This window comes from Allobosea sp. GW823-FHT01F03, from assembly GCF_058798075.1.
In genome coordinates this window covers 2,941,471-2,955,384 of the sequence record NZ_CM179505.1, presented here as the reverse complement: position 1 = coordinate 2,955,384, position 13,914 = coordinate 2,941,471, and the positions used below count along the sequence as shown (strand labels likewise).

The following is a 13,914-nucleotide window of genomic DNA, read 5'->3' as shown; positions in this document are numbered from 1 at the left end:
GACGTGATGACCAAGCGCGCGAACAATCTGAGCATCGATGCGAAGCGGCTCTGGAGCGATCTCATGGAGACCGCCCGGATCGGCGGCACGGCCAAGGGCGGCATTCGGCGCCTGACGCTGGGCGAGGAGGATCGCCGCGTCCGTGACTGGTTCCGGGCCGAATGCGAGAGCCTCGGCTGCAGCGTGCATGTCGACGAGGTCGGCAACATGTTCGCGACCAGACCCGGCCGGAACAACGCGCTGCCGCCGATCGCGATGGGCAGCCATCTCGACACCCAGCCGACCGGCGGCAAGTTCGACGGCGTGCTCGGGGTCCTCGCCGGGCTCGAATGCCTGCGCACCATGCATGCGGCCGATTACGAGACCCATGCGCCCGTCATGCTGGTCAACTGGACCAATGAGGAGGGCTCGCGCTTCGCCCCCGCCATGCTCGGCTCCGGCGTCCATGCCGGCGTGTTCGACCGGACCTATGCCGATACGCGCAAGGACGGCGACGGGGTGAGCTTCGCCGAGGCGATCGAGGCGATCTCCTATCGCGGCGAGGTTGCGATCGGGGCGACGCCTATCGGCGCCATGTTCGAGCTCCATATCGAGCAGGGACCGATCCTCGAGGCCGAGGGCGACACGATCGGCGTCGTCACCGGCGTCCAGGGCATGCGCTGGTACGATGTCGAGATCACCGGCCGCGAGTCGCATGCCGGCTCGACGCCGATGCGGTTGCGCCAGGACGCCCTCCCCGCCGCGGCCGCGCTGGTGCTGGCCGTGCAGGCTGCGGCACGCGCCTGCCCCGGTGCCGTCGCCACCGTCGGAACGATCGCGGTCCATCCCGGCTCCCGCAACGTCATCCCGGGCGCAGCCTCCCTCTCGATCGACCTGCGCCATCCCGATTCCGGCGCGCTCGAACGGACCGAGAAAGCAATCGAACAGGCCCTGGCGGCAATCTGTGCCGAACACGGCGTCACCGGCACCCTGACGCGGATCTGGGATTCGCCGCCGGTGCCCTTCGATCCCCGTTGCATCGCCTCGGTGCGCCAGGCTGCCGGCAATCTCGGCTACCGCATGCGCGACATCGTCTCGGGCGCCGGCCACGACGCCGCCTACATCGCCCGCATCGCGCCGACGGCGATGATCTTCGTGCCCTGCGCCGGAGGCCTCAGCCATAACGAGGCGGAGGACGCCTCCTTCGACGATTGCGGCGCCGGCGCGCAGGTTCTGCTCCAGGCCGTGCTCGACTACGACCGCCGGCTCGCCGAGGCGCCACAAGGAGAGGCCCCGTGAAATCCCATCGCGAGTTCTACATCGGCGGCCGCTGGGTTGCCGCGTCCGGCGCCACCATGCTGCCGGTCATCGATCCTGCGACCGAAACGCCCTTCGCCGAGATCGCGCTGGCCGGCAGCGCCGATGTCGATGCCGCCGTCGCCGCGGCGCGGGGAGCCTTCGACGGCTATGCGCGCACCAGCCGCCGGGAACGCATCGAGCTGCTCGAAGCGCTGATCGAGGAATACCGCAAGCGCCATGACGAGATGGCCGAGGCGATCTCGCAGGAAATGGGCGCGCCGATCGAACTGGCGCACCGGGCCCAGGCCGCGGCCGGGCTCGATCATCTGCAGCAGGCCCTGGCGGTGCTGCGCGACTACCGCTTCGACCACTTCATCAACGATGCCCTGATCGCGCGCGAGCCGGTCGGCGTCTGCGGCTTCATCACGCCCTGGAACTGGCCGATGAACCAGATCGCCTGCAAGGTCGGCCCGGCGCTGGCGACCGGCTGCACCATGGTGCTGAAGCCGAGCGAGGTCGCGCCGATCTCGGCGCTGCTCTTCAGCGAGATGGTCCATGCCGCCGGCATCCCGGCCGGCGTCTACAACATGATCAATGGCGACGGGCCTGGCGCCGGCGAGGCGCTGGCGCGGCATCCCGACATCGACATGGTCTCCTTCACCGGTTCGACCCGGGCGGGCGTCCTCGTCGCCAAGGCGGCGGCGGATACCGTCAAGCGCGTCCATCAGGAACTCGGCGGCAAGTCGCCGAACATTCTGCTCGACGATGCCGATTTCGACAGCGCGGTCCCGCGCAGCGTGCGCAGCTGCTTCGGCAACAGCGGCCAGTCCTGCAATGCGCCGACGCGCCTGCTCGTGCCGCGCGCCCGCCATGACGAGGTGGTCGCGCTCGCCCGCGAGGCGGCCGAGGCGGTGCATGTCGGCCCACCTCGCGCCGCCGGCACGACCATGGGGCCCGTGGTCAGCGCCGTCCAGTTCGAGCGCATCCAGAAGCTGATCGGCATCGCGATCGCGGAAGGTGCGACGCTCGTCACCGGCGGCCCCGGCCGGCCGGACGGGCTGGAGCGCGGCTACTATGTCCGCCCGACCATCTTCGCCGATGTGAACAATGAGATGAGGATCGCGCGCGAGGAGGTCTTCGGTCCCGTCCTGGCGATCATCCCCTACGATACCGAGGAGGAGGCGATCGCCATCGCCAACGACACGCCCTACGGGCTGTCGAGCTACATCACCTCCGCCGACCGCGAACGCGCCCGCCGCATCGCCCGCCGGATGCGGGCGGGCATGGTCCATCTCAACGGTGCGCCGCTCGACAGCGCCGTGCCCTTCGGCGGCTACAAGCAGTCCGGCAACGGGCGCGAATGCGGCGTCTTCGGCTTCGAGGACTTCCTCGAGGTCAAGGCGGTCTTCGGCCATGGCCGCGAGGGCGTCGCGGCGTGAGCCTGCCCCCGGATGCGCTGGCGGCCCTCACCGCCGCCCTCGGCGCGGAGCAGATCCGCCTCGGCGAGGCCGTACCCGCGCGCAACCGCGCCGACAGCGCCGGAATGCCGCCTTGCGCACCGGCGGCGCTGCTTTTGCCGCGCAGCACGGCCGAGGTCTCGGCGGCTCTGGCGATCTGCCACCGCTTCCGCCTGCCGGTCGTGGTCCAGGGCGGCCTGACCGGGCTCGCCGGTGGCGCGCATCCGGTCGAAGGCGAGATCGCGCTCTCCCTCGAACGCATGAACGGCATCGAGGAGCTCGACCCGCTCGGCCGGACAATGACCGCCCTCGCCGGCACGCCGCTCGAGGCGATCCAGCAACGGGCGGCCGAGGCAGGCCTGCTCTACGGCGTCGATCTCGGCGCGCGCGGCAGCTGCACCATCGGCGGCAATGTCGCGACCAATGCCGGCGGCGTGCAGGTCCTGCGCTACGGCATGACCCGCCGCAACGTGCTCGGGCTCGAGGCGGTGCTGCCGGATGGGCGGATCGTCAGCTCGCTCGTCAAGGTGATCAAGAACAATGCCGGCTACGACTGGACCCAGCTCCTGATCGGCAGCGAAGGCACGCTCGGCATCGTCACGCGCGTCCTGCTGGCGCTGCAGCCGGCCGTGCCGAGCCATCACACCGCGCTGTGCTCCGTCGCGGGCGTCGCTGAGGCCCTGCAGGTCCTCGACCGGCTCGAGGCGAAGCTGCCGGGCGGCCTCCTCGCCTTCGAGGCGATGTGGCGCGACTATCTTGCCGCCGCGAAAACCCATGCGGCGCTGCCGCCGCCCTTCACATCAGGCCCAGCGCTCACTTTGCTGGTCGAGGCGGCACTTCCCACCGGCGAAGCCTATGCCGACCTGTTCCTTGAGGCGCTCGGTGAGCTCGTCGAGGACGGGCTGCTCGACGATGTCCTCGTCGCGCAGTCGAGCCGCGAGCGCGCGCGCTTCTGGAGCTATCGCGAGGCGAGCTCGGAGTTCTACCGGCACCTGCCGACGGGCCTGCATTTCGACATCAGCCTGCCGCTTGCGGCGATGGCGCGGGGTGTCGATCTCCTGCACGCCAGGATCGCGGAGGCTAGGCCCGACGCGGCGCTGATCCTGTTCGGACATCTCGCCGACAGCAATCTGCATCTCTCGATCCATCCGCCCGAAGGAGCGGGCTTCGAGGGACTGGCCGAACTGGTGTACGGCACGGTTCGGGACGTCGAGGGCAGCATATCGGCCGAGCACGGCGTCGGTGTGCTCAAGCGCCCCTATCTCGGCTATAGCCGCTCCGATTCCGAGCTCGCTTTGATGCGAACGCTGAAATGCGCGCTCGACCCGGCTGGAATCCTGAACCGCGGCCGCATCCTGGCCTGACCTCGCGGCCACCGCTCCCGATCTCAGGAGAGTTCCCTGTCCTGCAGGGGCTCGGGCCAGAACGGGACCTGATCGCGCCGCGGCTGCCAGATGCCCTGTTCGGCGAGGCCGCGGACATGGGCGGCGATCTCGGCAAGGGTAGCGAACCAGACGCCGCCCTTCTCCTGCATGTATTCGATCAGCCCGGCGAAAGCGTCGGCACGCGACGGCCGGCCCGAGACGAAGGGATGCCAGACGGCGTTCCACAGGCCACCATGGCGCCAGGCGGCGTCGAACTCGGCCCGGAAGACCTCCATCGCCCGCTCCGGCGAGGCGATCGGCAGCATGTAGCCGAACTCCTTGATGCAGACATATTGCGTCCAGTCGTCGAGCGACATGTCGGTGGGCAGCTCGACGAGGTCGCCGCGGCCATTGCCGATCAGATAGGGCTGGTCGTCGCCCATGAGCGAGCTGTCATAGCGGAAACCGCTTTCCTGCAGCAGCTCCAGCGTGTGCCGGGAAAAGGCGTAGGCCGGCGCGCGATAGCCGGCCGGTCTTTGCCCGCTCAGCCGCTTCAGGGCCTCGATCCCGCGCCCGAGGCTGTCCGCCTCCTCGTCCCGGCTCTGCGCATTCGGCCGCTTGTGGAGATAGCCGTGATGGCCGAGCTCGTGGCCGGCCGCGAGGATCTGCTCGACGCTTTCCGGATAGGCCTCGACGCACCAGCCCGGGATGAAGAAGGTCTGCCTCAGATCGAAACGGCGGAATATCTCCAGAAGCCGCGGCACGGCGACCTGCGGCTCGTAGCGCAGCATCGAGGCCAATGCGACCCGCTCCGGCGCCTGCTCACGGAAATTGACGTGGAGCAGGGCCTCCGCATCCATGTCGAAGGTGAAGGCGACCGCGCAGCGGGCCTTGTTCGGCCAGGGGATCGGGTTGCTGATCATCGGAGAGGGGGCCCTGGCTGCAATTCACTGTCTTCCGCGCTCGGGATTCTGCTGCGATTGCGACGGCCGGAGAACTCTTGATCGGAGCGCTCAACGCCGTTCCGGAAGCACCGGGTCAGGCGCCGTGCGACGCTCCCCCGCCAAGCCCGGCTCATTGATGATGCGTAATGGCATGCACGGCATCTCCTGGCGACCCGGGCAGGCTAGAGCATCGGACCGAAAAGTGGAATCCAGTTTTCGGAAAACTCCGATGCGATAACAATGAGATAGATCACCGTGACCGCGTCCGATGGAAGGCTCGGCGATCTAGACTTCCGGGATCATGCCCGCCCCCGGAATGAAGCGTTGGTCGTTTGAATGCACCGGCTTGTCAAGCGTCGCAGGCTCACGCGGCGAGCGATCCCGCGGCGTAGCGAACCGGACCGGCCATGAGAGTTCCTCGCAATGCGACGGCAGCGAGCGGCCGATGGCGGCCGGGCAAGAACCAAACCACGCGGCCGCCGAGCCGAAGCTCAGCTTCTTGAAGCCGATCGATTGGGGCGATCTCGGAGCAAGGATCGCGGACAGGATCGGCGTCGGCGCGAAGGCCAGAGACGCTCGGTCATATCCCCGGCTGCCAGCCTGCGTCAGGCTGGACGATCAAAGCCCGGCCGAAGCCGGGCTTTTTCATGCGCAAACCTGGCATGCTCCATCGAAGAGCCTGCTGCACTTCACAAGGCCACTCGGACCAATCAGCTGCAGCCCGTCGTCGAGCCGCAGGTGTTGCACTTCAGGCAGGTGCCGTTGCGGACCAGGGTGAAGTTGCCGCATTCGCCGCAGCTGTCGCCGACATAGCCCTTCATGATCGCCTCGGCCCGGCGCTCTGAGGCGCTCGGCTGGGCGGCGGGCGCGGCGAAGCCGAGCTTGCTCATCTGCTCTTCGCCATAGGCCTCCGGCTCCTCCTTCAGCGCGGTCGCGCCGGCCGTGGCGAGCGCCGTGACGCTGCCGCCCGAGCGGGCGACCGCGTCATTCGCCGCGGAGCCGCCCTGGATGGCGAGCAGGTTGATCGGCTTGCCGCGGCGGAAGCCCGAGGAGGCCAGCGGCGTCGCGGTGATCGGCGCGACGGCGTCCGGTGCCACCCTGCCCTGCTCGACGCCGCCGCCCATCACGTCATGGCCGATCTCGCTGGGATCGACATGGGCGAGGTCGTGCCGGCCGAGATAGGAGATCGCCAGCTCGCGGAAGACATAGTCGAGGATCGAGGTCGCGTTCTTGATCGACTGGTTGCCCTGGACGAAGCCCGAGGGCTCGAACCGGGTGAAGGTGAAGGCCTCGACATATTCCTCGAGCGGCACGCCGTATTGCAGGCCGAGCGAGACCGCGATGGCGAAATTGTTCATCATCGCCCGGAAGGCCGCGCCTTCCTTGTGCATGTCGATGAAGATCTCGCCGAGGCGTCCGTCGGAATATTCGCCGGTGTGGACATAGACCTTGTGGCCGCCGACCACCGCCTTCTGGATGTAGCCGGTGCGGCGCGCCGGCATCTTCTCGCGGTCGCGCACCCGCTCGACCCGCTCGACGATGCGCTCGACGATCTTCTCGGCGACCTGCGTGGCGCGCGCCGCCATGGGCTGCTGGTGCAGCGCCTCGACCGCGTCGTCGGCATCGTCGTCCTCATCGGCGATCAGGGCCGAGTTCAGCGGCTGCGACAGCTTCGAGCCGTCGCGATAGAGCGCGTTGGCCTTCAGCGCCAGCTTCCAGGAGAGCAGATAGGCGCTCTTGCAGTCCTCGACGGTCGCGTCGTTTGGCATGTTGATGGTCTTGGAGATCGCGCCCGAGATGAAGGGCTGCGCCGCCGCCATCATGCGGATATGGCTGTCGACCGAGAGATAGCGCTTGCCGATGCGCCCGCAGGGGTTGGCGCAGTCGAAGACGTTGTAGTGCTCCTTCTTCAGGTGCGGCGCGCCTTCCAGCGTCATCGCCCCGCAGACATGGACATTGGCGGCCTCGATCTCGGCCTTGGTGAAGCCGAGGAAGGGCAGCAGCTCGAAGGACATGTCGGCGAGCTTCTCGGCCGGGACCTTCAGCGTGCCGGTGAGGAAATCCTCGCCCAGCGTCCACTTGTTGAAGACGAACTTGATGTCGAAGGCGGCCTTAAGGTCCTTCTCGATCGCGTCGATCTTGTCCTGCGGGAAGCCCTTGGCCTTGAGCGAGCCATGGTTGACGCCCGGCGCCTGCGCCAGCGAACCGTGGCCGACGGCATAGGCCTCGATCTCGGCGATGTCCGCCTCGCGATAGCCGAGCGCCCGCAGCGCGTCCGGAACGGCGCGGTTGATGATCTTGAAATAGCCGCCGCCGGCGAGCTTCTTGAACTTCACCAGGGCGAAGTCGGGCTCGATGCCGGTGGTGTCGCAGTCCATCACGAGGCCGATCGTGCCGGTCGGAGCGATCACGGTCGCCTGGGCATTGCGGTAGCCATACATCTTGCCGAGCGACAGCGCCTCGTCCCAGACGATGCGGGCGCGCTCGGAGAGCTTGATGCTGGAGCCGCCGAGGCGCGCCAGCGTGCCATGGTCGAGCGGCACCGGCGTGACCTGCAGCCCCTCATAGCCGTCGGCTTGGCCATGGGCGGCGGTACGGTGGTTGCGGATGACGCGCAGCATGTGGCTGGCGTTCTTCTTGTAGCCCGGGAACGGGCCGAGCTCGCCCGCCATCTCCGCCGAGGTGGCATAGGAGACGCCGGTCATCACAGCGGTCAGCGCGCCGGCGAGCGCCCTGCCCTCGTCGCTGTCATAGCCGAGGCCCATGGTCATCAGGAGGCCGCCGATATTGGCATAGCCGAGGCCAAGCGTGCGGTACTCATAGGAGAGCTCGGCGATCTCGCGGCTCGGGAACTGCGCCATCGCGACCGAGATCTCGAGCACGATCGTCCAGAGCCGGCAGAGATGCTCGTAGCCCTCGACGTCGAAGGCCTTGGTCTGGCGGTCGTAGAACTGCAGCAGGTTGGCCGAGGCCAGATTGCAAGCGGTATCGTCGAGGAACATGTACTCCGAGCACGGGTTCGAGGCGCGGATGCGTCCCGAGGCCGGGCAGGTGTGCCAGTCGTTCATCGTGGTGTTGAAGTGCAGGCCGGGATCGGCCGAGGCCCAGGCGGCGTAGCCGATCTTCTCCCAGAGGTCGCGGGCCTTCAGCGTCTTCGTCACCTTGCCGGTGGTGCGGGCGACGAGGTTCCACTCGCTGTCCGTCTCGACGGCGCGCAGGAAATCGTCGGTCAGCGAGACCGAGTTGTTCGAGTTCTGGCCGGAGACGGTGAGATAGGCTTCCGAATCCCAGTCGGTGTCATAGGTGTCGAACTGGATGTCGGTATAGCCCTGGCGGGCGAACTGGATGACGCGCTTGATGTAGTTGTCCGGCACCATCGCCTTGCGGGCGAGCTTGATCTCGCGCTTCAGCGCCGGGTTCTTCTCGGGATCGAAGCAGGCATCGTCCGCGGCCTCGCAGTTGACGCAGGCCTTCATCACGGCCTTCATCGCCTTCTGGACGATCTTGGAGCCGGCGACGAGCGCCGCGACCTTCTGCTCCTCCTTCACCTTCCAGTCGATATAGGTCTCGATGTCCGGATGGTCGACGTCGACCACCACCATCTTGGCGGCGCGGCGCGTCGTACCGCCCGACTTGATCGCGCCGGCGGCGCGGTCGCCGATCTTCAGGAAGGACATCAGGCCGGAGGAGCGCCCGCCGCCGGCGAGCTTCTCGCCCTCGCCGCGCAGCATCGAGAAGTTCGAGCCGGTGCCGGAGCCGTATTTGAACAGGCGCGCCTCGCGCACCCACAGGTCCATGATGCCGCCCTCGTTGACGAGGTCGTCCTGCACGCCCTGGATGAAGCAGGCATGCGGCTGCGGATGCTCATAGCTCGACTTCGACTTGACCAGTTTGCCGGTCTTGAAGTCGACGTAGAAATGGCCCTGGCTCGGCCCGTCGATGCCATAGGCCCAGTGCAGGCCGGTGTTGAACCATTGCGGCGAATTCGGCGCGACCATCTGCGTCGCCAGCATGAAGCGCAGCTCGTCATGGAAGGCGGCGGCGTCCTCCTCGGAGGAGAAATAGCCGCCCTTCCAGCCCCAATAGGTCCAGCAGCCGGCGAGCCGGTCGAAGACCTGCTTGGACGAGACCTCAGAGCCGTAGCGCTTGTCTTCGGGGAGAGCCGCGAGCGCCGCCTCGTCGGGAACCGAACGCCAGAGGAAGGACGGGACGTCGTTCTCCTCGACCTTCTTCAGCGCCGCCGGCACGCCGGCCTTGCGGAAATACTTCTGCGCGAGCACGTCGCTCGCCACCTGCGACCAGGCCTCGGGAACCTCGATGCCCTCGAGCCGGAACACGATCGAACCGTCGGGATTGCGAATCTCGCTGACGGCCGAGCGGAACGGGATCGCCTGATAGGGCGACTGGCCGGCGGCGGTGTGGCGGCGCTCGATGCGCATGTCTTCATCCCCAATGCGTGCCGCGGGCTCGGGAAAGCCACGCGCGGCCGGTTGCTCACCGGCTCCTGATGTCAGCCCAACTCGGTTTGATGCCCTGGGTCCCGCAGCGGTGTGACCCCGCCATCGAAACTCCGGATGCGACCAGCCGGGCCGCAGGTCGCCGTTCGCCGTCGCCGATATCGGCGCGCCGCGGTGATCACTTCGACCCGTCTGGGAACTCGTTCGCGGGGATCGAAGGCGTCTCCGCCAGCCGTCTCGCGACCCTCAAAATTTAGTCCCGATCGGGCCGCGCCGTCAAGGATTAGTGCGCCACAAAGAGTGTGGACACGACATCTGGTAGGAAGATGTGGATCATGGGGATAAGTTTCAAGGAGCCGGCTAAACCCAAGGAATCGCATGGGGAATCGGCGCTGCGTTGCCAGATTGCAACGATCCGCCGCCTCGCGAAATCCCTAAAATCCACCGGACCATGGTTAACCTGCCCTCAACCGGGGCCCGCCTGACCCACTACTGGAAGCGTTCTCTGCGGCAGCCGCCACAAGTGCTTGAATCCGCGCGACGCTTGGCCGGCTGGCGCGAACCCGCAACCGGCCGCGGACGCCTCCCGAACCGTGACCGAATCGTGGCGAAGGCTCCGACGACGCTGCTGACGGAGTTGGGCTGCCCCTCCGCCTAGCGGAAGCACCAGCCAGGGGAACGCCATGACCGACACCGTCTTCGAACTGCGCCGCTACAGCCTGAAGCCCGGTGCACGAGAAACCCTGATCCGCGTCTTCGACACTTACCTCGTCGAGACGCAGGAAGCGGCCGGGATGAGCGTCGTGGCGCAGTTCCGCGATCCCGCGGCGCCCAACCAGTTCGTCTGGTTCCGCGGCTTTGCCGATCAGGACGCCCGCAGCCGCGCCCTCCCCGCCTTCTATGGTGGGCCGGTCTGGGCGGAGCACGGCCCCGCCGCGAACGAGACCATGCTGGCATGGCACGACGCGCTGATGCTAAAGCCTGCCGCACCCGGCCTTGGCTTCGACCCAAGTGGACTCGGGCGATTGCCCGCGGGAACCGTCGATCGCCAAGACGGGCGGACACATCTGGTCGCCATCCACCATCTCGCGCCGACGAGTAGCGACACCGAAGCGGCCGAGAGCGCAAATCTGGTTGCGCAAGCGGTTCGCGCGGAAGGCGGCGAGATTCTTGCCAGCATGATCAGCGACCGCAGCAGGAACGGATTCGCGCGCCTCCCCGTGCGCGAAGGAGAATGCGTCGCGGTCGCGCTCGTACGGCCAGCGGTTTCGCAGACGATCCCCGCGCTCGAGGCGGCCTTGCGCGAGATTTCGGTGGGCGGCGGCCGCTCCCCGGATATCGCCCGCCTCATCCCGACCGCACGCTCGCTGCTGCGCTGAGTCTGGATGGCCGGTTTCGGCGCCGCATAGTCGCCGGGATTGCCCCGCCTGATGCGCGCAGGACACCAGGAGCCGAACCGATGCAACGCCTGCTCGCAATCATCGTGCTCTGTCTCTGGGTGTTGCCAGCACGGGCCGAGCCCCACAAGGAGTGGCGGACCGCCGATCCCGCCACGGCAGGCTGGTCCGCAGCCGCGCTGCAGCCATTGCTGGACTATGCCGACCTGCGCAAGCCGACCGCCCTGCTGCTGGTGCAGAACGGCGCCGTCATCGCCTCCTTCGGCGACCCGGCCCGCAAGGTCGGCGTCGCCTCGGTCCGCAAGAGCCTGCTGAGCGCGCTCTATGGCATCGCGGTCGCAGAAGGACGGATCGACCTCGACTCGACGCTCGGTGAACTCCGCATCGACGAGAAGCCGCCCGGGCTCTCGGAGCAGGAGAAGGACGCGACCGTCGGCAACCTGCTGACCGCTCGCTCCGGCATCTATCTCCCGGCGGCGCACGAGACCTCCGAGATCAGGGAGAAGCGGCCGGCCCGCGGCAGCCACGAGCCTGGGACGTTCTGGTTCTACAACAACTGGGACTTCAACGCGCTCGGCACGATCTATCGCCAGCGCACCGGCGAGGACATCTTCGAGAGCTTCGCCCGCCGTATCGCCGCACCGATCGGCATGCAGGACCTCTCGGCCGCGGATGGTCGCTATGCGCAATCGCCTGCCTCCCGGCACCCGGCCTATCCGTTCCGGATGAGCGCGCGCGATCTAGCCCGCTTCGGCGTGCTCTTCGCCAATGGCGGAAGCTGGGACGGGCGCCAGCTGGTACCGGCAGCCTGGGTGCGCGAATCGACCACTACCCATGCCGCGACCGATCGGCCGACGCGTGGCTATGGCTATATGTGGTGGACCTTGCCGGAAGACGGTTTCGGCAAGGGCGCGGCGCTCGCCTCCGGCTATGGCGGGCAGTTGCTCGCCATCGTCCCGGGCAAGCGCCTGGTGGTGGTCCAGACCGCCGAATCCGGGAACAGCCGAAGAGGAACCCGCACCCGGGACTTCATCGGCCTGCTGCGGCGGATCGTGGCGGCAGCGCCGTAGCCATGCATGCCTGCTGCGCCCGGCCGCACTGGACATCGCGGGCGCTGGACGACATAAGTCGCGCGAGCCCGAGCGCCTCCGGACAAGAGCGATGAACCAGACCCTGCTTCAGATCTTCACCTGGTGGAACGGCCAGACCCTCGGCACGCGCTTCCACACCTGGCGCTTCGGCGAGAAGGTCGGCGAGGACCAGTTCGGCAACGTCTATTACCGCACCAAGGGTGGCGCCAAGGACAAGGCCCTCGGCATCCAGCGTCGCTGGGTCGTCTATAACGGCCCGATCGAGGCCTCGACGATCCCGTCCGGCTGGAACGGCTGGCTGCACCACACCGTCGACATCGCGCCCTCCGAAGAGAAATACGCTGCGCGCGACTGGGAGCAGCCGCATCAGCCGAACCATACCGGCACCGCCCTCGCCTATCGCCCCTCCGGCTCGACCCTGGCCGAGAATGAGCGCCCGCCGGCAACCGGCGATTACGAGGCCTGGACGCCGGGCCGCTGAGCGCACCCGCCCTTCGACACAGTCCATCCTGATGCAGCGCGCGCACCTCCCGGGGTTCGCGCGCTTTTCTTTGTCCGGACCAAACCCGCCCTATCCGGCCCCGCTGGCGAAATGGACCAGCAGCTTGAGGTTCAGCGCCGCGATCACCAGCGCGATCAGCACCGCGAAGGCGACGAGCCAGAGCGGCGCGACGAGTTCGCCCATTTTGGTCCTGTCGGCGGTGAACATCACCAGCGGGAAGACAGCGAAGGAGAGCTGCAGCGAGAGCACGACCTGGGTCAGGATCAGCAGCTGCGCCGTGCCGCTGTCGCCGTACCAGATCGTCACCGCCGCCGCCGGGATGATGGCGATGCCGCGCGTGATCAGCCGGCGCAGCCAGGGCGGAAGCCTGATCTTGAGGAAGCCCTCCATCACGATCTGGCCGGCCAGCGTCGCCGTCACCGTCGAGTTGATGCCGCAGCAGAGCAGCGCGATGCCGAACAGGGTCGGGGCGATCGCCAGTCCGAGCAGCGGGCCGAGCAGCTTGTGGGCATCGCCGAGCTCGGCGACGGCGGTCTGTCCGGTCTTGTGGAAGGTCGCAGCCGCCAGGATCAGGATCGAGGCGTTGATGGTCAGCGCGAACATCAGCGCCACCGTCGAATCGATGGTCGCGTATTTCAGCGCCTGGCGCTTCTCCGGCAGGCTCGCGCCATAAGCGCGGGTCTGCACGATGCCCGAGTGCAGGTAGAGATTATGCGGCATCACCGTCGCGCCGAGGATACCGAGCGCGAGATAGAGCATCTCGGGATTGCGGACGATCTCGGTCGTCGGCGCGAAACCGCGAACCACCTGCCCCCAATCGGGATCGGCGAGCGCGATCTGGATCGCGAAGCAGAGCGCGATCACGCCGAGCAACGTGATCACCAGCGCCTCGATCCAGCGGAAGCCGAGCTTCTGCAGATAGAGGATCAGGAACACGTCGAGCGCCGTGATGATCACGCCGAGCTCGAGCGGGATGCCGAAGATCAGGTTCAGGCCGATCGCCGTGCCGATCACCTCGGCGATGTCGGTGGCGATGATCGCGATCTCGGCCAGCAGCCACAGGACGAAAGAGACCGGCTTCGGATAGGCGTCGCGGCAGGCTTGGGCGAGGTCGCGACCTGAAGCGATCGCGAGCCGCGCGCACAGCGATTGCAGCACGATCGCCATGATGTTGGAGACCAGCGCGACAACGAGCAGCGTGTAGCCGAACTTCGAGCCGCCGGCGAGCGAGGTCGCCCAGTTGCCGGGATCCATATAGCCGACGGCGACGAGATAGCCCGGCCCGACGAAGGCGGCTGCTCGTCGCCAGCCGGGCCCGCTCGGGCGGATGGCGATGGAGCGATGGACATCGGAGAGGGAGGCTTCGCCCCGCTCGCTGCGCCAGCCGGGCTGCGGCCTGTCGACCCGTGCGTCCATTGCCGTCC

At 67.7% G+C, this 13,914-nt stretch carries 9 protein-coding genes; 6 read left to right on the top strand and 3 right to left on the bottom strand.

What is annotated here, in order from left to right:
- Positions 1-6 precede the first annotated feature (6 nt).
- Genes AC3RCC_RS14260 through AC3RCC_RS14250 form a run of 3 tightly spaced genes read left to right on the top strand, consistent with a single transcriptional unit; the run spans position 7 to position 4,099 of the window.
- The gene (locus tag AC3RCC_RS14260; protein ID WP_492255676.1) at positions 7-1,278 is read left to right on the top strand and encodes a Zn-dependent hydrolase; all 1,272 of its coding nucleotides are present in this window, start codon (positions 7-9) and stop codon (positions 1,276-1,278) included.
- On the top strand, positions 1,275-2,717 hold the full coding sequence (locus tag AC3RCC_RS14255) for an aldehyde dehydrogenase family protein (protein ID WP_492255675.1): 1,443 nt from the start codon (positions 1,275-1,277) through the stop codon (positions 2,715-2,717). The genes AC3RCC_RS14260 and AC3RCC_RS14255 overlap by 4 nt, the downstream gene beginning before the upstream one ends.
- Positions 2,714-4,099, top strand: a complete 1,386-nt coding sequence (locus tag AC3RCC_RS14250; protein ID WP_492255674.1) for an FAD-binding oxidoreductase — start codon at positions 2,714-2,716, stop codon at positions 4,097-4,099. The genes AC3RCC_RS14255 and AC3RCC_RS14250 overlap by 4 nt, the downstream gene beginning before the upstream one ends.
- Positions 4,100-4,122: 23 nt before the next feature.
- Here AC3RCC_RS14250 and AC3RCC_RS14245 read toward each other — a convergent pair whose 3' ends face one another.
- Both AC3RCC_RS14245 and AC3RCC_RS14240 read right to left on the bottom strand, forming a co-directional pair.
- Positions 4,123-5,022 carry a polysaccharide deacetylase family protein gene (locus AC3RCC_RS14245; RefSeq protein WP_291637934.1) on the bottom strand — a complete coding sequence of 300 codons (900 nt, stop codon included), beginning with the start codon at positions 5,020-5,022 and terminating at the stop codon, positions 4,123-4,125.
- A gap of 731 nt (positions 5,023-5,753) precedes the next feature.
- Positions 5,754-9,482 carry a vitamin B12-dependent ribonucleotide reductase gene (locus AC3RCC_RS14240; RefSeq protein WP_492255673.1) on the bottom strand — a complete coding sequence of 1,243 codons (3,729 nt, stop codon included), beginning with the start codon at positions 9,480-9,482 and terminating at the stop codon, positions 5,754-5,756.
- Between the two features lie 701 nt (positions 9,483-10,183).
- Between AC3RCC_RS14240 and AC3RCC_RS14235 the strand changes: the two genes are divergently transcribed.
- From AC3RCC_RS14235 to AC3RCC_RS14225, 3 genes are all read left to right on the top strand, one after another.
- Positions 10,184-10,879 carry an NIPSNAP family protein gene (locus AC3RCC_RS14235; protein ID WP_492255672.1) on the top strand — a complete coding sequence of 232 codons (696 nt, stop codon included), beginning with the start codon at positions 10,184-10,186 and terminating at the stop codon, positions 10,877-10,879.
- 80 nt (positions 10,880-10,959) lie between these two features.
- Complete coding sequence (locus AC3RCC_RS14230) at positions 10,960-11,967, top strand: serine hydrolase domain-containing protein (protein ID WP_492255671.1); 1,008 nt, start codon at positions 10,960-10,962, stop codon at positions 11,965-11,967.
- Positions 11,968-12,058: 91 nt separating this feature from the next.
- On the top strand, positions 12,059-12,469 hold the full coding sequence (locus AC3RCC_RS14225) for an NADH:ubiquinone oxidoreductase subunit NDUFA12 (RefSeq protein WP_291637926.1): 411 nt from the start codon (positions 12,059-12,061) through the stop codon (positions 12,467-12,469).
- 90 nt (positions 12,470-12,559) lie between these two features.
- On the opposite strand, the gene AC3RCC_RS14220 is transcribed toward AC3RCC_RS14225, so the two are convergent.
- Entirely contained in the window at positions 12,560-13,906 is a 1,347-nt protein-coding gene (locus AC3RCC_RS14220) for an Nramp family divalent metal transporter (RefSeq protein WP_492255670.1), read from the bottom strand.
- Positions 13,907-13,914 lie beyond the last annotated feature (8 nt).